We start from the raw sequence: 19,676 nt of genomic DNA, 5'->3' as shown, positions 1-19,676 counted from the left end.
GACCGGATGGAGAGGACGGACCGGATGGAGATCGATCGCGCGGACGTGGTCGCCGAGGTGGCGGCGGCCTTCGCCGGATACGAACGGGCGCTCGTCGACGGTGACGCCGAGGCGATCTGCGGGTACTTCTGGGACTCCGACCGGACGGTGCGGTTCGGCCTCGCCGACCATCAGTACGGGCTGGAGGAGCAGCGCAAGTGGCGGGCCGCGCAGCCACCGCTGCCGGCCGGCCGCCGGCTGGTCGAGACGAGGGTCAGCACGTTCGGCGCGGACCTCGCGGTGGTGACGACCCGATTCGGGTACGCCGACAGCTCCGCCACGGGACGGCAGACCCAGACCTGGGTACGCCTGCCCGTCGGTTGGCGGATCGTCACCGCCCACGTCTCCGAGCCCGCGCCGAACCTCGACTGACCGGTCGACGGGCCGGCACCGGCCGGACGTGGTCGCAGCCCCGGTGCGGCCCGGCGGTCGACCGCACGACGAAGCGCCCCGTCCGCCGTGGACGGGGCGCTTCGTGGCGTCAGCCGGACGGCGTGCCGGGCGTCGGACGGTCCTCGTCGCCACGGGGCGGCGGCGTGGCCACCTCGATCCGGGGTGACCGGTCCGGCGGAAGGTGCGCGAGGTCGGCGATGACGACCACGTCCACCTCGCCGTCGACCATCTTCTGCTCGACGGTCTCCCACGGTGCGCGGATGATCCCGTTCAGCCGGTAGTCATGTCGGCGCAGGTGGTTCAGACACGTCGCGATGGCGTGTTCCGACGGCTCCATGTCGGCGGGTACCCAGATGATGGCTAGCTCCATGATCTCTCCTGATCAACGTCGTGGACGTGGATGGGTGATCAGGAGCTGCCGGGGCGGCGGGGGACCCCGCTGGACGGGTCGACTGGTGGCCCGACTGTCGAAGGGACCGACGGCGCCCCCTCGACGCAGCGGCCCGACGGACGGCGGCGTGTCGGTCGCCGATGCTGTCAGGTCGGCGCCCCCGGCACCGGTGCTGGTGGGCGCGGACACGAATGCCAGTGCCAGCGCGGGTTGCGCCGGTAGCGGACGGGGGGTCGGGATCGGCGGTGGTGACGGTTCGGCGGTCATCGCCGCCCGCCCGCGCGCCGGCCTGCGACGGTCGGCGGCGTCGGCGCGGGATGCCCGCACCGTCACCGGTGCCGACGACGGCGGGGTGGCGCGCGTTGTCGACGAGGTGAGCGGCGTCCCCGCCTCCGGTGGCGGGGACGATCGCCGGGTACGGGGTGCCCGGGTGGGCGTGGGAGCGGTAGGTCCGTCCGTCGACGCCGGTGGCGTGGTCACCAGCGGCAACGGCAGGGAGCCGGTGGTCGGCAGCGGGACTGCCGTCGGCAGGGGGAGCGCCGTCGGCACCGGGACTGCCGTCGGCAGGGGGAGCGCCGTCGGCAGGGGCAGGTCGAGGTGCGATGGAGTGTCGAGCAGGTCCCGCGCCAGCGATCCGACGATGCCGCCAGCGGTGGCGGTCTCCACCGGTCCGCTGGTCGTCGGCGTCGGGATCGGCGTCGGCTCGGCGGAGGCGGGCTCGGCGCCCAGGGCGGCCGCGAGCGCGGCCGCGCCGAGTGCCACCGCGCCGAGGGCTACCGGCGGCGGGCAGTGCTTCGGCGGCGTCACGCGGCTGCCGCCGACCGCCGGGTCGGATCGGCCCCGGCCCGTCGCCGCCGCCCGAGCGGTCGCTCGTCGACCCGCGGCGTCCCACCCATGGGCGGATTGTTGCCCCTCGGGAACGCGGGCTACACCTGTCGCCGGCCGATCGACGTCGCGCGCGGTGAAGGGGCGGGGCGGGCTGGCCCTGTGAGCGATAACAAGGATCGCTTCCATCGATACCGCCGCACGGTCCGGCCGCTGTGACCCCGTAGCAGCATCGTCGTGAGTCACTGCGGCCACCGCGGCGTATGTCCGGCTCGTTACATCTTGACGAACAGCATGTTATCGCTCACCCTCGATGCAGAGGTCCGCGGCGTCGGTGGCTCACCGGGCGAGTCCCGTGGTCGCGCCTCGACGCGCGGCGTCCCTCCGGGCAACGGACGCCGTCTCAGGACTCGTGCGGTTCCCGGCGAACGCCGGCCGATTCCGCGTGTGCCGGTGCGAGGTGGCCCAGGATGACCGTCCCGGATTCCTTGGCCCAGCCGGCGCGCGCCGCCGGGAACAGGTCGTCCTGAGCGAAGTGGCACCTCACCACCGCCGATGCACCTACAGAAGGATCGACATGAGACCTAGAAAAGCTCTGCTGGCGACGGCGACCCTCGCGGTCGCGCTGACCGCGGGTATGACGGTCGCGCTGGCACCCATGGCCAGCGCCGGAACGACGTTGAAGGCGTCGGCGGCCGAGAAGGGCCGCTACTTCGGCGCCGCCGTCGCGACGGGCAAGCTCTCCGACAGCCAGTACGTCAGCATCCTGAACGGCGAGTTCAACAGCGTCACCCCCGAGAACGAGATGAAGTGGGACGCCACCGAGCCCCAGCAGGGTCGGTTCAGCTACACAGGCGGTGACCGTCTCGTCAGCCACGCCCAGGCCAACGGCATGAGCGTGCGCGGACACGCGCTGCTGTGGCACGCCCAGCAGCCGAGTTGGGCGCAGGGCATGTCCGGCACCGCGCTGCGCAACGCCGCCATCAACCACGTCACCCAGGTCGCCACCCACTTCCGGGGCAAGATCTACGCGTGGGACGTGGTGAACGAGGCGTTCGCCGACGGCGGCAGCGGCGGTCGACGCGACTCGAACCTGCAGCGCACCGGCAACGACTGGATCGAGGTGGCGTTCCGGGCCGCCCGCGCCGCCGACCCGGGCGCCAAGCTCTGCTACAACGACTACAACACCGACGGCATCAACGCGAAGTCCACCGGCATCTACAACATGGTCCGCGACTTCAAGTCCCGCGGCGTCCCGATCGACTGCGTCGGCTTCCAGTCCCACCTCGGCACCACGCTGGCGAGCGACTACCAGGCCAACCTGCAGCGCTTCGCCGACCTGGGCGTCGACGTGCAGATCACCGAGCTGGACGTGATGACCGGCTCAAACCAGGCCAACATCTACGCCTCCGTGACCCGCGCCTGCCTCGCCGTGGCACGCTGCACCGGCATCACCACCTGGGGCGTGCGGGACAGCGACTCCTGGCGCGGCTCCGACAACGCCCTGCTGTTCGACCGGTCGGGCAACAAGAAGGCGGCGTACACCTCCGTCCTCAACGCTCTCAACGCGGGCAGCGGCACCCCGACCACCCCGCCGCCGGGCTCCGGGGTCGACACCACCGCCTGGTACGTCCTGATCAACCGCAACAGCGGCAAGGCCCTGGACGTGTACGAGCGGGCGACCACCGACGGCGCCCGGATCGACCAGTGGACCCGCAACGACGGCGCGTGGCAGCAGTGGCAGTTCGTCGACTCGGGTAGCGGCTACTACCGACTGAAGTCCCGTAACTCCGGCAAGGTGCTGGACGTCTACAACCGCTCGACCGCCGACTCCGCAGCGGTCGTGCAGTGGACCGACGGCAACGGCACCAACCAGCAGTTCCGGCTGGCCGATTCCGGGGGCTACGTGCGCCTCATCAACCGCAACAGCGGCAAGGCCGTCGAGGTGCAGGGCGCGTCCACCGCCGACGGCGGCAACGTCGTGCAGTACGCGGACTGGGGCGGCAACAACCAGCAGTGGCAGTTGGTCAAAATCGGCTGACATCCGTCGATCGAGTCGGCGCGGTGGCGCGGACGCTCGTCGTCCGCGCCACCGTTTCCGCTCCCCGCAGCGTCTATTGGTATGCGGCCGTTGCGTCGTGCGCGAGAACACGCCACGCTTCGGACAGCAGATGGACAAGCCCGGCACTATTGGAGAGCATCAATTTCATGATTATCCGGTCCGCCACCCCGCCACCAACCTCGGAAGACGTGCCCCCCGAGGAGATCCCCGAGGATCGGCCGCCGGCCGACTGGGGTCGTTGGAACTGGGCGCGTTCCGAATGGACCGTGGCGGTGGCGGCGAGCCTGCTGCTGGCGGTGGTGCTGACCTGGCCGACCCTGCGCCACCCGGCGACCACGATCCCCGGCGACCTGGGTGATCCGCTGTTGCAGGCGTGGCAGGTCGCCTGGTCGGGGCATGCCCTGCTGAACAGCCCGGGTGACCTCTGGAACTCGAACACGTTCTACCCCGAGACGTACACGTACGCCTACAGCGACACCCTGCTCGGGTACGCCCCGATGGGGATGCTGGGCTCCGGTTTCACGGCCGCCGTGATCCACTACAACCTGCTGTACGTGCTGCTGCACGCGCTGGCGTCGTTCGGGGCGTACGCCCTGGCACGGCAGCTCGGCTCGAACCGGTGGGGCGGCGCGGTCGCCGCCGTCGCCTGGGCGTACGCGCCCTGGCGGCTGGCGCACTCGGGGCACCTGAACATCCTGTCCAGCGGGGCGATCGCGCTGTCGCTGGCCATGTTGGCCCGTGGCCACGGCTGGTCGCTGCGCCACGGGTACCGGCCCGAGCTGCGCAAGCCGGGCTGGGCGGTGGCCGGGTGGCTCGTCGCCGCCTGGCAGGTCAGCCTCGGGTTCGGCATCGGCCTGCCGCTTGTCTACTTCCTGCTGGCCACGGTCCTGGTGGCGGCCGGCTGCTACGGCTGGTCCTGGTGGCGCAAGCGGGAACGGCCCCCGTTCGGCCGGCGGCTGCTGATCGCGGATCTCGTCGGCGGCGGGGTGTTCGGCCTGGTGACCCTGCTGCTGGGCATGGTCTACCTGCGCGTCGTCGACCTCAACCCGCAGGCCGAGCGGACGCTGGACTGGACGAAGATGTTCTCGCCCCCGCTGATCGGGTTCGTCACCGCGCCCGCCGACTCGTGGCTGTGGGGGGAGCGGCACGCCGGCGCGCGCGAGCAGCTCTCCTGGCCGCCGGAGATGGCGCTGCTGCCGGGCATGATGGTGATCGGGCTGGCCGCGGCGGGTCTGTTCCTCTCGGCGTACCCGCTGCGGCACCGGGTCGCGCTGGGGCTCGGCGTGGTCGGCACCGTGCTGTTGGGGCTGGGCGCCACCCTCGGCGGTGACGGGGACCCGGGCTACCTGACCCTGTCCACGCTCCTGCCGGGCTGGGACGCGTTGCGGACGCCCGGCCGGATGATGCACTGGACGAGCCTGCTGCTCGCGGTGCTGGCGGCCGGCGCGGTGACCGCACTGGCCGAGTCGCTGCGACAGTCCACGCCCCGCCAGTGGGCGCGGACCCTCACGCCGCTGGTCCTGTTGATTCCCCTGACGGTGGTCACCCTGGAAGGCGTCAACTCCACGCCCCACCTGACCGTGCCGCCGCCGCCGGCCGCGATGCGGACGGTGCAGGACCCGATCCTCGTGCTGCCGGCCGGCGGGGTGGGCGACCTGACGTACATGTTGTGGACGACCGACGGGTTCCCCCGCGTGACGAACGGTCTCGCCGGCTTCGAGCCGGTCAGTCAGGCGCAGACCCGGACGGCGGTGGCGTCGTTCCCCGATCCGGTCAGCGTCGCGCACCTACGGGGGATCGGCGTGCGGTCGGTGGTCGTCGTGCCGAGCCGTGCCGTGGGAACGCCGTGGGAGAGCATCGCGACCCGACCCATCGACGGGTTGGGCATCACCCGGGAGGATCTCGATGGCACGCTGGTCTACCACCTCTGACCGCGTGAACGGCGGATGCCCGGGTGCGGGCGGGGTGAGGTGACGAGCATGCGACTGTCCGTCGTGGTGCCCTGCTTCAACGAGGAGGCGTCGGTCGAGCGGCTGCACGAGACCGTGTGCGCCGCCCTCGCCGAGCTGCCCGACGTCGAGGTCGAGGTGGTGTACGTCGACGACGGCAGCGAGGACGGCACTCTCGAGGCGCTGCGTCGGCTCGCCGCCGCCGATCCGACCGTCTGCTACACGTCGCTGAGCCGCAACTTCGGCAAGGAGGCGGCGATGCTCGCCGGGTTGCAGCGCGCCACCGGTGACGCGGTCGTCATCATGGACGCCGACCTGCAGCATCCGCCCCGGCTGCTGCCGGAGATGGTGACGCTGTACCAGCAGGGCTTCGACCAGGTGATCGCCCGGCGGGACCGGCGCGGCGACCGGTTCGTGCGCATGGTCGCCTCCCGGTCCTTCTACCGGGTGATCAACTGGTGGATCGACGTGCGCCTCCAGGACGGCGCGGGCGACTTCCGCCTGCTGTCCCGGCTCGCGGTGGACGCGATACTGGCGATGCCCGAGTACAACCGCTTCTCCAAGGGCCTGTTCTCCTGGATCGGCTTCCGTACGGCCGTCGTCGCCCACCCCAACGAGACCAGGCAGGCCGGGCGGAGCAGGTGGACGCTCAGCAAGCTCTTCAACTACGCGTTCGACGGTCTGTTGTCGTTCAACAACCGGCCCCTGCGCCTGGCCATCTACGGCGGCCTGTTCCTCACCCTCATCGCGCTGGCCTACATGGCGTGGGTGGTCGCCGACGCCGTCGAGAAGGGCATCGACGTCCCCGGGTACACGACGATCATCGTCAGTGTGATCGGGCTCGGCGGCATCCAGATGACCATCCTCGGCGTGATCGGCGAGTACATCGGCCGGATCTACTACGAGACCAAACGTCGACCGCACTACCTGGTGCAGGAGACCGAGTACCTCCTGGCCGAGACCGGCGAGGCGTCGCGGCGGCCGGTGCCGCCCGCGCCGCGCTCTCCGGTACGGGGCCAGCGGGTGACGTTGGCCCGGGAGAATCCCCTCTCCCGGCCGGCGCGGCCCGACGTCGGCGACCGCGACCGGAGCTGAGCTGAGCGGGGCCTGCGGGCGGTCAGCGCCCGCAGGCCCGGCACGCTGTGCGGGTACGGAGGTGGTAGTCGCTGGACGCGGTGAGGAGGCCGAGCCCCAGGAGGCAGTACGCCGACATGGCCACCCAGAGGAACGCGTCGGAGAATTCGCTGGCCGACCCGGACGCCACCTGCGCCATCCCCATGCCGAAGTAGGCGACGATGGCCGCCCCGAGCCCGAATCCCGGCACCAGCAACAGCCGGCGGGGAATCCGACGACCGGCGAGCAGGGGAACCCATCCCGGCCAGACCTCACCCCAGTGGTGCACCAGCGCCAGCGGCAACAGCACACCGGCCAGCACCAGACCGATCTCCAACCCGATGATGGAGGCGTCCTGCGCCACGTTGTCGAAGCCCACCACGGCCTGCGCGGCGAAGCGGGTGACGAGCCCGGCCACCGCCACGTACGCCGCCCAGCGTGCCCACGGCGCGGGCGTCGAGCGTCGGTGGCCGGGTCGGACGGTGCGGCAGCAGGCGGGGGCAGTCGCCTCGGGTGCGGCGCTGATAGTCGAAGACGGCCAGGCCGAGGAGCGCCGCTCCGGTGGCGCAGCCGAGCCGGCTGGCGAACGCCACCGGGTCGAACGACGGGCCGGGCGCGAACAGCAGGAGGCTCACCAGCTCCGGCAGTAGGATCGCCGCCGCCGCGACCAGCGCGCCGGCGACGATCCAGGCCAGCCCCGCGAGCGCCGGTCGCCAGGTCGCCGTGCGGTCCAGGGCGACCGTCACCGCGCCCGCGACCAGGCACAACGCCACCGACCGCCAGCCCGTGAAGCCGAGCAGGTCGGACCCGAACGGTGGGAATTCCGGCGGCGGGCCGACCGTCCACACCAGGCGTAGGCCGCCGTAGGCCACGGCCCAGCCGAGCATGGCGTACGTCAGGCCGTGGCCGCTGCCACGGGTGCGGGGTGCCGTCGTCGTCATGCCTGTGATCCTCGCGGCGTCTCCGCCGCCGGGCTTCCCTCCGGCCAGGGATGGCGCTCCCCGACCGGAGGGATCTGGCTCACGCCCGCCGCCTCCCGGCGGTCAGAGCGTGAACACGAGGGTCGAGATGCTCCGCGCGCCGACGTTGATGGTGGCCTGGCCTCCGTTCACGCTTGTCGGCTGGCTCGCCGCGTTGGCGTTCTGCGAGGTCAGGTAGTACTCCGCCCTGCTGACGTTCTGCGGGGCCTGGATCACGGCGTTGTTGACCGCGCTGTTTGACCGGTTGAGGATGACCAGCGTGATCTTGCCGTCCCCCTGGTAGGCCGTCACCTCCAGCGGGGACGCCTTGGAACTCTTGGTCAGGGCCACCCGCTGGTAGCCCGGCCGGACGTACTTGGCGTACTGGGAAAACGCGTACCCGCGCTTGAGCGGGGCGCCGGCCGTGGTGCCGTAGGCCGCCTCGCCGTCACCGATGAAGGAGTAGTAGCGCTTGCCGTACCACCAGATGTAGGCGGCCCAGTTGGCCTCCATCGACCTGTGCACCGTCCGCATGATGTCGTCGAGCGTCTCGTTCCAGACGGCCAGGTTGCTGGGGTTGCCCCAGATGTTCGAGCCGCCGCCGTCCGCCGCGTGCAGGTTCCACTCGGTCATCCACACCGGCTTGTTGTACTGGGCGGCCAGGTTGTACGGCGCCAGCCGTCCTGCGGACTCGGTGCCGTACAGGTGCCCGCCGATGTAACCGATGTTGTTCCGAGCGGTCGCGTCGTTCAGGGTCGGGTCGGTGTAGCCGTAGTTCAGGTTGACCGCCTCGGCGACCATCAGCTTGCTGTTCTGCACCTTCGAACCCTGGTCGCGGACGAAGGTGCGCAGTTCGGTGCCGCTCCAGTCCATCGAGTCGTAGTCGGGGTGCCAGTCCGGCTCGTTCTGCACGGACGTGACGTCGATGGTCACACCCTGACCCCGCATGTACTGCACATAGCTGTTCAGATGGTTCGCGTAGTCGTCGTAGTAGTCGGTCTTCAGCTTGCCGCCGCCGGTGCGGCTGTTGTTGGTCTTCCACGCGGCGGGTGCGGTCCATGGCGAGGCGAGGATCTTCACGTTCGACCCGTACGCCTTCGCCGTCTTCAACGAGTTGACGTGGGTCGCCCATTCGCTGGACTCCGGCGAGAGGCCGGTACGCACGATGGACAGGCCGAGCTGGTTGGCGCCCAGCCCGACCAGCGTCTGGGTGTCGGTGGTCGACCAGGCGCTACCCCAGATGGACTGGGCGGCCCCGAACCCGTCGACGGTCTGGTACCTGGTGTTGCTGTTCACCGTGATGTCGGCCGGGCCGGTGGGCGGTGGGGTGGTCGGTGGCGGTGTGGTCGGCGGCGGCGTGGTTGGGGGCGGCGTGGTCGGTGGCGGCGTCGTCGGGGCCGGTGTCGTCGGCGTCGGCTCGCCGGTGCACGTCACGCCGTTGAGCGCGAAGCTGGACGGATCGGGGTTGCTGCCCGTCCACGAGCCGTTGAAGCCGAACGACGCGGTGCCGTTGGTCCCGATGGCGCCGTTGTAGCTGACGTTCTTGGCGGTGACCGCGGCGCCGCTCTGGGTCAGCGTCGTGTTCCAGGCCTGCGTGACGGTCTGTCCGGCGCTGTAGGACCAGTTCAGCGTCCAACTGCTGACCGGGTCGCCCAGATTGGTGATGGTGACGTTCGCGCCGAAGCCGCCCTGCCACTGCGATGACACGGCGTAGTTCACGGCACAGCCGGCGGCTGCGGCGCCGGCTGGCGCGGCCAGTGCGACCGCCGTCGATGCCAGCAGGACGGCGCCCGCCGACACCAGGGCGGCGTTGGTGACCCTTCGTTTTCTCATCAGACTTCTCCCGAGGTGGTGGTGGTGGCGGCCGACGCGTCCGGGCTGGTCGGTTCGGAGAGCGTCGGTACGCCCGGCGTCGCCGGGAGCGCTCCCAAGCGCGCGAGGCGGGGGCTGTCGGATCTGCTGTCCGGATCAGCCGGGCCGGTCACCCTCGACCTGCCGGTCGCCGAGCCCCACGCCGCGACGATTCGCGGAGGGGGTCACCGGGGGAACGCCGGTGCGGCGGCCGGGAGTCGACGCCGGATCGGCCCTCGCGCCGGCGGTGCTGTGGGGCGCGACGAGTGACGATGCGACGAGCGGGTCCGGCGGGGCTGCGGCACCCTCCTTTGTCGACCGGCTCGTGGGGCGGGCGGCCGCTCTGCTCATTCGCGGCTCGCGGGTGAGTGCCGCACAGCGAGCGCGCGAAACAGTTTCTCGTAGCCAGGAATTTATTTCGTTCAATGCCCCCTTGTCAACGCCACACCACCCCGCCCTCGCTCCTCTCTCCCCGCCCCCCCCGGTGATCATGAAGTCGTTGCCGTGGTTGTCGGCGTGTCGTGGCGATAACTTCATGATCACCGGAGCCCGGGGGGTGCGCTGCAACAAACCTGCAAGCGGTAGGTGTTGCTTCACGGAAAACGCTTTCCTACGATCGTGTCACGTCGATGTTTCGTCCCCGGATCGAGTGGGTGCGCCTCGGGCGCTGTCGGTTGTGTGCCGCTTGGCCAGCGGCTCCGCCTCGGACGTCAGGGTGGCGGCATTGCCGACGATCGATGCGTAATTGATTGTCGCCTATTCCGGGTCGGGTGACGGCCGTCCGCTGACGCCTTCCGACATCGACGCGTCACACCGATTCTTCGAAAGTGAGGCGAGATGAGACGAACACTCGTACGCCGTCTTCCGGCGGCACTCGTGACGGTGGCTGTCGGGGTCGCGGCCGGCGTGACTCTTCAGGGTCCCCGGCCGGCGGCGGCGGTGGGCGCCGCCACCGGTTACGCCACCCAGAACGGCGGGACCACCGGTGGCGCGGGAGGACAGACGGTGCGCGCCAGTACGGGCACCGCGATCCACGCGGCCCTGTGCGGACGGGCCAGCAGCAGCACCCCGCTCACCATCGAGGTCACCGGGACGATCAACCACGGCAACACCAGCAAGGTGTCGGGATCGAGCTGCAGCACGGCGGACGGCGTGATCGAGCTGAAGCAGATCAGCAACGTCACCATCATCGGGGTCGGCAGTGGAGCCGTCTTCGACCAGGTGGGCATCCACATCCGCGACTCCCGCAACATCATCATCCAGAACGTCACGGTCCGGAACGTCAAGAAGTCGGGTTCGCCGACCTCCAACGGCGGGGACGCCATCGGCATGGAGAGCGCCGTCCGCAACGTCTGGGTCGACCACGTCACGCTGGAAGCGTCCGGCGGGGAGTCGGAGGGGTACGACGGCCTCTTCGACATGAAGAACGACACCCAGTACGTGACCCTGTCGTACAGCATCCTGCGCAACTCGGGGCGCGGTGGTCTCATCGGGTCCAGTGAGAGCGACCTGTCGAACGGCTTCGTCACGTTCCACCACAACCTGTACCAGAACATCGATTCCCGTACGCCGTTGCTGCGCGGCGGCGTCGCCCACGTCTACAACAACAGCTACGTGAGCCTGAACGAGTCCGGTATCAACTCCCGGGCCGGGGCCCGAGCCAAGGTCGAGAACAACCACTTCCGCGACTCGAAGGATGTCCTGGGCACGTTCTACACCGACGAGCGCGGCTACTGGCAGGTCAGCGGCAACATCTTCGACAACGTCACCTGGTCCAACCCGGGCAGCGACAACTACCCGGCTGGCCCCAATCCGACGTCCATCACCACCGTCAGCATTCCGTACGCCTACCGGCTGGACGGCGCGAGCTGCGTGCCGAACGTCGTCGGCCAGACGGCGGGCGCCAACACGGGCCTGCGGGTGTCCGACGGAAGTTGCTCGCCGCAGACGCCAGCGCCCACCACGCCAGCGCCCACCACGCCAGCGCCGACCACGCCGCCACCCAGCGGGACGAATCTCAGCCTGGGTGCCGGCGCGGACGGTTCCAGCAAGGCCAGCGGGACCAGCTACGGCAACGTGCGCGACGGCGACATCGCCACCTACTGGTCGCCGGCCGGCTCGACCGGTTCGATCTCGATCAAGTGGGGATCCGCTACACGGGTGTCCCGCGTGACCATCCGGGAGCCCTCCGGCACCCAGGGCTCCATCGGGTCCTGGCAGCTCGTCAATCACGACACCGGCGCCGTCCTGGCCTCCGGTGCGGGTGCGGGTGCGATCACGTTCGCCGCGACGACGCTGAGCAAGATCACTTTTAAGATCAACAGCTCCAGCGGTACGCCCCGGGTCGGCGAGTTCGAGACGTACGCCAGCTGACCATCCGGTGGCGGGCGCGTCGGGCACGCGGTGAGGAGCGGTATTCCGCAGAGGTATGAAGATGACCCTGAGGAATGCCGCTCTTCAACCCGTCGCCATGGCGCGCCCGGCAACGGCCCGTGGCCGTGGTGAAGAGCGACGACCGGCTCAGGCCGGTGCCGCGATCCGCAATCACGTTCGGTTGTCGCGGCGTCACTGTTAGCATGCGGCAATGTCCGCAGGTCAACGGGGGATCCAGGCAGGCGACGGTGATCCCGCGGTGACCGACGCGGGTCGCCTGGCGGCGTTCAGCGACGGCGTGTTCGCCATCGTCATCACCCTGCTGGTGCTCGACCTGCGGGCACCGGATTTCCACGAGGGCGGGCTGGCCGAGGGGCTTCTCGGTGAAGGGCCGTCATACCTGGCCTTCGTCGTGTCGTTCATCTACGTCGGGGTTCTCTGGATGAACCATCACGCCGTGCTCCAGTTGGTGCGGGGCACCACCCCGGCGTTCAGCTCGATCAATCTCGGCATTCTCTTCGGCGTGGTGATCATTCCCTTTCCCACCGCAGTTCTGGCGTCGGCGCTGGCCGACGGCAACACCGACGACCTCCGGGTCGCCGTCGTCCTGTACGCGTTCGCCGCCTCGCTGATGTCGGCGCCCTGGTGGGTGCTCTTCTCCTATGTCCGCCGCCACCCGGCGCTGCGGGCCGACACCATCGGCCAGGACCAGGTACGGGTGCAGGAGTTCCGCCCGATCGTCGGCCTGGTCCTCTACGGCCTGACCGGTCTGCTTGGCTGGCTGGTGAACCCGTTCCTCGGCCTGATCGGCGTGGTCGTGATGATCATCTTCCACGGCGCCACCAGTCAGGGGCTCCGCTCCGGGCGGTGGTGGCCGGGGCGCGCCACCCACCGACGCTGACCCCGCCGCACCTCGGTTCGCGCAGCTCGCGGCGTTGCGGCTATGTTTGCGCACGCTCGGGGGAGCGTCAGGGGGACAGGGACATGAACATCATCGGTGATCGGATGGCGGCGGCGTACGACGACGCCATCGAGGATCTGTGCGGAGCGACACCGAAGGGCTACTACGCGCGGCGGGGCACCGCCCGTGCGGCGGTGACCCACGCGGGAGCGGCGACGCTGAACGTGGCGTACGACCTGTCGCGCGAGCCGGATCTCGACGCCCTGCACGAGCTGGCCACCGAGGTGTCCGGGCAGGTCGAGGCCTGGTCGATCGTGGTCCGGGGCGGTGTCGACGGCGCGGTGGCCGATCTCGCCACCCGGCACAGGCTCGCCGCGCGCAGCGAGCTGCCCCTGCTGGCCTGCGGGGTGGACGAGCTGGTGTTCCGGGCGGACGAGGCGCAGCGCGAGCGCGTACGGCAGGTCGGCGCGGCGGACAGCGATCGGTACACGGACGTCCTGACCAGGGGCTTCGAGGTGCCGGACGGTCTGTTCGGGTCGCTGATGGGGGGCGCGGTGCTCGACGCCGAGCGGATCGACGGATACCTGTACGAGGAGGCCGGCCAGGTCCTCGGCACCGGTCTCGGGATGCGCACCCGCGGTGTGGTCGGCGTGTTCAACATCGCCGTCGTCCCGGACGCGCGTGGTCGCGGCCTGGGCCGCGCGATCACCGAGAAGGTGGTACGTGACGGCGTCGCGGCCGGCGCGGACGCGGCGTACCTGCAGTCCAGCGCGCTCGGCCGGCCGCTGTACGAGTCGATGGGCTTCCGTTTCCAGGAGAACTGGATCGCCTTCCATGCCTGAGGGCCACCGCCAGGGCCGGAGCCGCGACGCACGAGGGGGAAAGTAACCGTGAGCTTCAGTGACGACGTCCGCTCGGCCTTCCGTCGGGGGGAGAGCGACGCGGTGGTACGGATGAGCACGGCCGAGATCGAGCGTGCTCGTGCCGTCGGCGACGTGGCGGGCGAGGTGGAGGCCCGCTACAGCCTGGCCCGGGTGGCGATTCGTGGCGGCGACCTGGCGCTCGGGGAGACCCGGGCGCGCGAGGCCCTCGACGTCGCGGTTCGCTCGGGTGACCGCGCGCTCCAGGAGCGGCCGAGGCACGTGCTGGCGGCGGTGGCGCGGATGGCCGGCGACCTGGACCGGGCGCGGGACCTGTATCGCGAGAGCATCGCGCTGAACGAGTCGCTGGGCCGACCGGAGACGGTGAATTCCGAGACGCACAACCTGGCCTTCTGCGAGCTGGGTCTCGGTAACCTCGCCGAGGCGCGCAAGCTGTTCACCCTCAGCCGTACCCGGGTGTTCCAGCACGGCTGGGACGACTTCGTGCCGTACGTCTGCGTGGCGGGTGCGGCGCTCGCGTCCGCCGAGGGTGACCATTCGCGGGCGGCGCTCATGGTCGGCCTCGCGGACGCGGCGTTCGCGGCGATCGGCCAGGTGCCGGACCCGGACGACGCGGCCGACCTCGCCGCCGTGCGCGACGCCGCGGTCGGGGCGCTCGGCCCCGCCGCCTACGCCGCCGCGCAGGAGCGGGGTCGGCACCTCGATCCTCGTACGGCGTTCGACGACGAGCACTGAGAGGACCAGCGGGTCAGGCCGACCGGGCGGCGGCGACGGCCTGGCCGCGCTCCGATTCGGGGAAGCGCCGGAGCATGGCCCGCACCTCGTCGGCGCTGACGTTGGCGCCGAACAACTCGCTACCCGGTTCGAGGCGTACGCCCTCGGCGAGCGGGCCGGCGACGACCGGATCGAAGCCGAGGGCGTCCACCAGCGAGGCCACCGGAGCGAGGTCGGCCTCGTCGTCGCCGGCGATCGCGATGGCCTTGCGGCCGGCCGTGCCCGCCGGACGGGCGCCGTCCTCGAGATCGTGGTAGCCCATGTGGTTGAACGCCTTGACGACCCGCGACCCGGCCAGGAACGCCTGGACGATCTCACTGGACGAGGTGCGCGGATCGGTCAGGTCGTCGCGGATGCCGTCGACCTCCCACCAGTAGTTCATCGCGTCGACGACGAGCTTGCCCCGCAGCGCCTCGGCGGGCAGCGCGCGGTACTTGCCCAGCGGCAGGGCGAGGACGACGATGTCGGCGTCCGCCACGGCGTCGACGGCGGTGGTCGCCACCGCTCCGGGCGTCAGCACCTCGACGGTCAGGGCGATCTTCGCCGGATCGCCGGAGCCGGCGACGAGCACCCGGTAGCCGGCGGCGAGCGCGAGCCGGGCGAGGACGGTGCCCACCTTGCCGGCGCCGAGGATGGCGAGGGTCCGTGGTCGGTCGGTACCGCTGTCGTTCATGTCTCCCTCTCCAAGGATGATCGGCCGGTGGTCAGCCGGCCAGGATGTCGCGGACCATCGGGATCACCCGCGAGCCGTACAGCTCCACGGCGCGCATCCGGGCGCTCACGGGTTGCGCCCCGGCGGTGTAGATGAGGTCGAAACGGCCGACACCGAGACCCTTGATGGCGGCGGCCATCCGGCGGGCGACCGTCTCCGGCGAGCCGATGTAGAGCGAGCCGTGCTCCACCTCCGAGTCGAACTCCTGGCGGCGGATCGGTGGCCAGCCGCGCAGCGCGCCGATCCGGTCGCGCATCACCCGGTAGTACGGCCAGAACAGCTCCTTCGCCTCCTCGTCGGTGTCGGCGACGAAGCCGGGCGAGTGCATCCCGACCGGGTGCGCGGTGGTGCCGAGCTGGTCGGCGGCCCGGCGGTAGAGGTCGATGTAGGGTGCGAAGCGCTCCGGAGCGCCGCCGATGATGGCGAGCATGAGCGGCAGGCCGTACCGGGCGGTCCGCACCACCGACTGCGGCGAGCCGCCGACGCCCACCCAGGTGGTGAGGCGTCCCGACTCCGTCTTGGGAAACACGTCGGCGTCGGTGAGCGGGGCGCGGGTGGTGCCGCTCCAGGTGACCGGCTGTTCGTCGAGCAGCTTCGCGAACAGCTCGATCCGCTCCTCGAACAGCACGTCGTAGTCGGCCAGGTCGTAGCCGAACAGCGGGAAGGACTCGGTGAACGAGCCCCGGCCGAGGATGACCTCGGCCCGACCGTTCGACAGCGCGTCGACCGTGGCGAAACGCTGGAAGACGCGGACCGGGTCGTCCGAGCTCAGTACGGTGACGCCGGAGGAGAGCCGGATCCGCGAGGTACGGGTGGCGATGCCCGCCAGCACCGTCTCCGGCGTCGACACCGAGTACTCGGGTCGGTGGTGCTCGCCCAGGGCGATGACGTCGACGCCGAGGTCGTCGGCCAGCACCGCCTCGTCGACGACCTGCCGGATGGCGGCGGCGTGGGAGACGGGCTTGCCGGAGTCGTCCTCCGGTACGTCACCGAAGGTGTCGAGGCCGAACACGAGATCAGACATTGGTGGGCTCCTTCGCCAACAGCTCCCGGACCCGTGGCGCGACCTCGCTGCCGAGCAGCTCGATGGTGCGCGCCCGCGCCTCGCGAGGCAGGTGCATGATGTCGTACTTCAGGTCGAACCGACTCAGCCGCAGGTCGCGGGCCATGGTTGCGATCTTGCGGGCCACCGTCTCCGGTGACCCCACGAACAGCGCGCCGTGGTCGATCTCGGCCTCGTAGCGCGCGCGGTCCGGCTTGTAGAAGCCGCGCTCCTCGGCGAGCCGCGCCACCGTGGGCTGCCAGTACCGCCACCACGTCTCGACGGCCTCCTCGTCGGTGTCCGCGACGAGGCCGAGCGAGTGTTGCCCGACGGGTTGCGCGGCCTGCCCGAACTGTTCGAGCGCCCGATGGTAGAGGTCGACGTGGCCGGCGAACCGCTGCGGTCGTCCACCGATGATCGCCAGCAGGAGCGGGAGCCCGTGCCGGGCGGCGCGGATAACCGAGTTGGGGCTTCCTCCGACGCCGATCCAGGTGGGGATTCCACCCGGGCGCATGCGCGGATGGAGCCGTTGCGCGACCAGGGGAGTGCGTACGGTTCCCGACCAGGTGACCGTTTCGTCGCGTTGGAGCTGGAGGAAGAGGTCCAGCTTCTCCTCGAACAACCGCTCGTAGTCCGCCAGGTCGTAGCCGAACAGGGGGAACGACTCCGTCGCGGATGCCCGTCCGAGGACCAGTTGGGCCCGGCCGTCGCTGACCGCGTCCAGGGTGGCGAACTCGTGGTAGAGCCGTACCGGGTCGTTCGTGCTCAGGACGGTGACCGAGGTGCCGAGCTTGATCCCGTCGGTCGCCGTGGCCATGGCCGCGAGCAGGACGGGGGTGGCCGAGTCGTTGTGCCCCTCCCGGTAGTGCTCGCCCAGGCTGAACACGTCGAGCCCGACCGACTCGGCGAGCCGGGCCTCGTCCACCAGCAGCTGGACGGTCTCGGCGTCACTCAGGATCCGGTCGCCGTCCGTGGCCACCTCGCCGAACGAGTTGAGCCCCAGTTCGAAGGGTGCGGCGGACATGTCTCCTCCTCGGCGTTCTTCGCCGTCGACACGCGGGAAGTGGCCTTCCCGGTTGACGTGTCAATGATGCTAACCTGCGAATTGACACGTCAATTCCCGGGAGGGTTCGATGGTCGACACCACACCCGAACGGCGCGGGGGCCGGCAGTTGCCGACGGCGGAGGAGCTGCGGATCTGGCGGGACTTCGTCGAGACGACAGAGGCGCTCACCTCCCGGGTCGGGTCGCGTCTCCAGGTCGACTCTTCCCTCTCGCCGGGTGACTACGCCGTCCTGCTCGCCCTCAGCGAGGCTAAGGAGCGGCGGATGCGCTCCTCCGCCCTGGCCGCGCAGATCGGGTGGGAGCGGAGTCGACTCTCGCACCACCTGGGACGCATGGAACGACGCGGGCTGATCCGTCGCGAGGAGTGCGCGACCGTCCCGCGCGGGGCGGAGGTGATCCTCACCCCGGCCGGGGCCGCGGCGTTCCAGCGGGCCACCTATCCGCACCTGCGCACCATCCGGGAGCTGTTCGTCGACGCTCTCACGCCGGACCAGCTCCGCGCGGCCGGCGACATCGCGCGGGCGCTGCGCGAGCATCTCGGGCCGCGCGCCGACGAGTAGTCGGCGCATGGAGAGCGGCACATCGGGTACGCGCCTGCGGCCGTCGAGTCCGACGAGCGCCGCGCAGCCCGAGGAGCAGGACATGTCGATCGCGGGGCGGGTACGACTCGCGCCGAACGTCTCCCTGGTGCTGCTGGCGTCGATCCTCGTGTCGTTCCTGGCCGCCTCGGCGGCCCCGACTCCGCTCTACGGGATCTACCAGGAGCGCTGGCACTTCTCGTCGGTCACGACCACCGTGGTGTTCGCGGTCTACGCGCTCGCGGTGCTGGCATCGCTGCTCACCTTCGGCAAGCTCTCCGACCACGTCGGCCGGCGTCCGGTCCTGGCCGCCGCGATCGCCGTACAGATCCTGTCGCTGCTGGTGTTCATCCTCGCCAACGGCGTACCCGCGCTGCTGGCCGCCCGCCTCGTGCAGGGGCTCGCGGCGGGCGCGGCGACGGGCGCCGTCGGCGCGGCCATGCTGGACATCGACCGCGCTCGCGGGACGCTCGCCAACTCGATCGCACCCGGCCTCGGCACCGGCAGCGGGGCGCTGCTCTCGGCGCTGTTCATCCGCTACCTGCCCGCGCCGACCCGCCTGGTGTACGTCGTCCTCGTCGCGATCCTGCTGATCCAGGCCGTCGGGGTCGCGCTGATGCCGGAGACCGTCACCCGGATGCCCGGCGCGCGGCGCAGCCTGCGACCGGAGATCAGGCTGCCGCGCCCGGTACGCGGGCCGGTGCTGGTCGTCGCTCCGGTGCTGTTCGCGGTCTGGGCGCTGGCCGGCTTCTTCGGCGCGCTCGGCCCGGCGCTCGTGCGCAGCCTCATGGACACGTCGATCGTGGTCGCCGGTCTGGTGCTCTTCGTCTTCGCGCTCTTCGGGTCGGTCGCCGTCCTGCTGTTGCGCGACACCGCCGCGCGGACGGTCATCCTGACCGGGATCGTCGCCCTCATCCTGGGCATGGTCGTCACGGTGGTCTCGGTCATGGCCGACTCCGTACCCGGGTTCTTCCTCGGTCTCGCGCTCGGCGGCGTCGGCTTCGGCGGCGGGTTCCAGGGCAGCCTCAAGACGATCATGCCGCTGGTCGAGGCGCACGAACGCGCCAGCGTGCTGTCGCTGCTCTACGTCGTCTGCTACGTCGGTTTCGGCCTTCCCACCGTGATCGCCGGCTTCCTCGTGGTGTACGCCGGGGGCCTCCCGCGGACCGCCGACGAGTACTCCGTCGCCGTCATCCTGCTCGCGCTTGTCGCCCTGTTCGGGCTGCGCCGGGCGACGAGGGCGGCGCCGGGCTGATGCCCCGAACGCCGCACCTCACCGGCGCGTAGGACGTAGCGTGGTCGTCGACGGTGGGGCGAGTAACCCAGGAGGTCGCGATGAGTCCGAACGCCGGTGAGGGCGATCTGACGTCGTATCGGTCGGCGACCGACCTGGCGGACGCGCTGCGGCGCGCGGCGGCGGCCCACGACGAGCACGAGAAGCGCACCGGCCAGCGGGACGACAACTGGCCCGACTGGTACGCGAGGTACCTGGTGGCCGAGAAGTCCGGGGCGACGCTGCCCGAGTGAGCGACACCCAGCCGCGCCCGCCGGTCCACTGAGGCCGACGCGGGCGCGGCTGCTGCAATCATCCGATGTATACGCGGCGGGTGGCCTGACCCGCACCGTCGTCATGCGCGCCGATCCGCGCCACGACCACCGGTGATCGACACGACATCGCTGATATGGGGCTGACCGGGCGGCGGGATGCCCTCACATGGCCGCACTGGCGTCGATCATGGTCGGTGCGCAGGGCGGCAGCGATGATCGC

The 19,676-nt window shown here is 70.8% G+C and carries 19 protein-coding genes; 11 read left to right on the top strand and 8 right to left on the bottom strand.

What is annotated here, in order from left to right; all coding sequences use genetic code 11:
* The first annotated feature begins 24 nt into the window (after positions 1 to 24).
* Positions 25 to 411, top strand: a complete 387-nt coding sequence (locus ACQP03_RS20230) for an AtzH-like domain-containing protein (RefSeq protein ID WP_433457958.1) — start codon at positions 25 to 27, stop codon at positions 409 to 411.
* A gap of 109 nt (positions 412 to 520) precedes the next feature.
* Here ACQP03_RS20230 and ACQP03_RS20225 read toward each other — a convergent pair whose 3' ends face one another.
* Positions 521 to 802, bottom strand: coding sequence for a hypothetical protein (locus tag ACQP03_RS20225; RefSeq protein ID WP_357125482.1), 282 nt, complete (start codon positions 800 to 802; stop codon positions 521 to 523).
* 12 nt (positions 803 to 814) lie between these two features.
* Complete coding sequence (locus ACQP03_RS20220) at positions 815 to 1,630, bottom strand: hypothetical protein (RefSeq protein WP_433457956.1); 816 nt, start codon at positions 1,628 to 1,630, stop codon at positions 815 to 817.
* Between the two features lie 595 nt (positions 1,631 to 2,225).
* Between ACQP03_RS20220 and ACQP03_RS20215 the strand changes: the two genes are divergently transcribed.
* From ACQP03_RS20215 to ACQP03_RS20205, 3 genes are all read left to right on the top strand, one after another.
* On the top strand, positions 2,226 to 3,689 hold the full coding sequence (locus ACQP03_RS20215; protein ID WP_433457954.1) for an endo-1,4-beta-xylanase: 1,464 nt from the start codon (positions 2,226 to 2,228) through the stop codon (positions 3,687 to 3,689).
* 167 nt (positions 3,690 to 3,856) lie between these two features.
* Positions 3,857 to 5,641: a hypothetical protein gene (locus ACQP03_RS20210; RefSeq protein ID WP_357169174.1), complete on the top strand. Its 1,785-nt coding sequence runs from the start codon at positions 3,857 to 3,859 to the stop codon at positions 5,639 to 5,641.
* Positions 5,642 to 5,680: 39 nt separating this feature from the next.
* A complete protein-coding gene (locus ACQP03_RS20205; RefSeq protein WP_357169177.1) occupies positions 5,681 to 6,754 on the top strand; it encodes a glycosyltransferase family 2 protein in 1,074 nt (357 codons plus the stop codon).
* A gap of 22 nt (positions 6,755 to 6,776) precedes the next feature.
* Here the strand turns inward: ACQP03_RS20205 and ACQP03_RS20200 are convergent, their stop codons facing one another.
* The 3 genes from ACQP03_RS20200 to ACQP03_RS20190 all read right to left on the bottom strand — a co-directional run bounded on the left by ACQP03_RS20200 (position 6,777) and on the right by ACQP03_RS20190 (position 9,564).
* Positions 6,777 to 7,109, bottom strand: coding sequence for a hypothetical protein (locus tag ACQP03_RS20200; RefSeq protein ID WP_433457952.1), 333 nt, complete (start codon positions 7,107 to 7,109; stop codon positions 6,777 to 6,779).
* Complete coding sequence (locus tag ACQP03_RS20195; protein ID WP_433457950.1) at positions 7,045 to 7,713, bottom strand: hypothetical protein; 669 nt, start codon at positions 7,711 to 7,713, stop codon at positions 7,045 to 7,047. Before ACQP03_RS20195 ends, ACQP03_RS20200 begins: the two co-directional genes overlap by 65 nt.
* Positions 7,714 to 7,815: 102 nt before the next feature.
* Complete coding sequence (locus ACQP03_RS20190) at positions 7,816 to 9,564, bottom strand: cellulose binding domain-containing protein (protein ID WP_433457948.1); 1,749 nt, start codon at positions 9,562 to 9,564, stop codon at positions 7,816 to 7,818.
* Between the two features lie 855 nt (positions 9,565 to 10,419).
* On the opposite strand from ACQP03_RS20190, the gene ACQP03_RS20185 reads away from it, so the two are divergent.
* The 4 genes from ACQP03_RS20185 (at position 10,420) to ACQP03_RS20170 (ending at position 14,472) form a co-directional block, all read left to right on the top strand.
* Positions 10,420 to 11,955, top strand: a complete 1,536-nt coding sequence (locus tag ACQP03_RS20185) for a pectate lyase family protein (protein ID WP_433457946.1) — start codon at positions 10,420 to 10,422, stop codon at positions 11,953 to 11,955.
* A gap of 211 nt (positions 11,956 to 12,166) precedes the next feature.
* A complete protein-coding gene (locus tag ACQP03_RS20180) occupies positions 12,167 to 12,856 on the top strand; it encodes a TMEM175 family protein (protein ID WP_357169188.1) in 690 nt (229 codons plus the stop codon).
* A gap of 83 nt (positions 12,857 to 12,939) precedes the next feature.
* Positions 12,940 to 13,698, top strand: a complete 759-nt coding sequence (locus ACQP03_RS20175) for a GNAT family N-acetyltransferase (RefSeq protein ID WP_433457943.1) — start codon at positions 12,940 to 12,942, stop codon at positions 13,696 to 13,698.
* 48 nt (positions 13,699 to 13,746) lie between these two features.
* Entirely contained in the window at positions 13,747 to 14,472 is a 726-nt protein-coding gene (locus ACQP03_RS20170) for a tetratricopeptide repeat protein (RefSeq protein WP_433457941.1), read from the top strand.
* Positions 14,473 to 14,485: 13 nt separating this feature from the next.
* Here the strand turns inward: ACQP03_RS20170 and ACQP03_RS20165 are convergent, their stop codons facing one another.
* From ACQP03_RS20165 to ACQP03_RS20155, 3 genes are read right to left on the bottom strand one after another with little or no spacing between them, the layout of a single operon-like run.
* Positions 14,486 to 15,184, bottom strand: a complete 699-nt coding sequence (locus ACQP03_RS20165; protein ID WP_355048056.1) for an NADPH-dependent F420 reductase — start codon at positions 15,182 to 15,184, stop codon at positions 14,486 to 14,488.
* Positions 15,185 to 15,215: 31 nt separating this feature from the next.
* Positions 15,216 to 16,247, bottom strand: a complete 1,032-nt coding sequence (locus tag ACQP03_RS20160; protein ID WP_433112853.1) for an LLM class flavin-dependent oxidoreductase — start codon at positions 16,245 to 16,247, stop codon at positions 15,216 to 15,218.
* Positions 16,240 to 17,289 carry an LLM class flavin-dependent oxidoreductase gene (locus tag ACQP03_RS20155; protein WP_433457938.1) on the bottom strand — a complete coding sequence of 350 codons (1,050 nt, stop codon included), beginning with the start codon at positions 17,287 to 17,289 and terminating at the stop codon, positions 16,240 to 16,242. Before ACQP03_RS20155 ends, ACQP03_RS20160 begins: the two co-directional genes overlap by 8 nt.
* A 109-nt stretch (positions 17,290 to 17,398) precedes the next feature.
* Between ACQP03_RS20155 and ACQP03_RS20150 the strand changes: the two genes are divergently transcribed.
* The 3 genes from ACQP03_RS20150 to ACQP03_RS20140 all read left to right on the top strand — a co-directional run bounded on the left by ACQP03_RS20150 (position 17,399) and on the right by ACQP03_RS20140 (position 19,435).
* Complete coding sequence (locus ACQP03_RS20150; protein ID WP_357125525.1) at positions 17,399 to 17,890, top strand: MarR family winged helix-turn-helix transcriptional regulator; 492 nt, start codon at positions 17,399 to 17,401, stop codon at positions 17,888 to 17,890.
* A gap of 82 nt (positions 17,891 to 17,972) precedes the next feature.
* Entirely contained in the window at positions 17,973 to 19,163 is a 1,191-nt protein-coding gene (locus ACQP03_RS20145; RefSeq protein ID WP_433457936.1) for an MFS transporter, read from the top strand.
* An 80-nt stretch (positions 19,164 to 19,243) separates the two neighbouring features.
* On the top strand, positions 19,244 to 19,435 hold the full coding sequence (locus ACQP03_RS20140; protein WP_357125532.1) for a hypothetical protein: 192 nt from the start codon (positions 19,244 to 19,246) through the stop codon (positions 19,433 to 19,435).
* Positions 19,436 to 19,676 lie beyond the last annotated feature (241 nt).

The organism is Micromonospora sp. CA-248212 (assembly GCF_050948405.1).
Taxonomy (GTDB): Bacteria; Actinomycetota; Actinomycetes; order Mycobacteriales; family Micromonosporaceae; genus Micromonospora.
The sequence above is the reverse complement of the archived record's forward strand: the minus strand, read 5'-3'. Positions and strand labels throughout refer to the sequence as shown.

Coding starts and splice junctions, on each gene's coding strand:
- ACQP03_RS20155 (WP_433457938.1), bottom strand. CDS start 17,289: ATGTCCGCCGCACCCTTCGAACTGGGGCTCAACTCGTTCGGCGAGGTG.
- ACQP03_RS20165 (WP_355048056.1), bottom strand. CDS start 15,184: ATGAACGACAGCGGTACCGACCGACCACGGACCCTCGCCATCCTCGGC.
- ACQP03_RS20215 (WP_433457954.1), top strand. CDS start 2,226: ATGAGACCTAGAAAAGCTCTGCTGGCGACGGCGACCCTCGCGGTCGCG.
- ACQP03_RS20190 (WP_433457948.1), bottom strand. CDS start 9,564: ATGAGAAAACGAAGGGTCACCAACGCCGCCCTGGTGTCGGCGGGCGCC.
- ACQP03_RS20160 (WP_433112853.1), bottom strand. CDS start 16,247: ATGTCTGATCTCGTGTTCGGCCTCGACACCTTCGGTGACGTACCGGAG.
- ACQP03_RS20145 (WP_433457936.1), top strand. CDS start 17,973: ATGTCGATCGCGGGGCGGGTACGACTCGCGCCGAACGTCTCCCTGGTG.
- ACQP03_RS20175 (WP_433457943.1), top strand. CDS start 12,940: ATGAACATCATCGGTGATCGGATGGCGGCGGCGTACGACGACGCCATC.
- ACQP03_RS20210 (WP_357169174.1), top strand. CDS start 3,857: ATGATTATCCGGTCCGCCACCCCGCCACCAACCTCGGAAGACGTGCCC.
- ACQP03_RS20150 (WP_357125525.1), top strand. CDS start 17,399: ATGGTCGACACCACACCCGAACGGCGCGGGGGCCGGCAGTTGCCGACG.
- ACQP03_RS20185 (WP_433457946.1), top strand. CDS start 10,420: ATGAGACGAACACTCGTACGCCGTCTTCCGGCGGCACTCGTGACGGTG.
- ACQP03_RS20230 (WP_433457958.1), top strand. CDS start 25: ATGGAGATCGATCGCGCGGACGTGGTCGCCGAGGTGGCGGCGGCCTTC.
- ACQP03_RS20140 (WP_357125532.1), top strand. CDS start 19,244: ATGAGTCCGAACGCCGGTGAGGGCGATCTGACGTCGTATCGGTCGGCG.
- ACQP03_RS20195 (WP_433457950.1), bottom strand. CDS start 7,713: ATGACGACGACGGCACCCCGCACCCGTGGCAGCGGCCACGGCCTGACG.
- ACQP03_RS20180 (WP_357169188.1), top strand. CDS start 12,167: ATGTCCGCAGGTCAACGGGGGATCCAGGCAGGCGACGGTGATCCCGCG.
- ACQP03_RS20225 (WP_357125482.1), bottom strand. CDS start 802: ATGGAGCTAGCCATCATCTGGGTACCCGCCGACATGGAGCCGTCGGAA.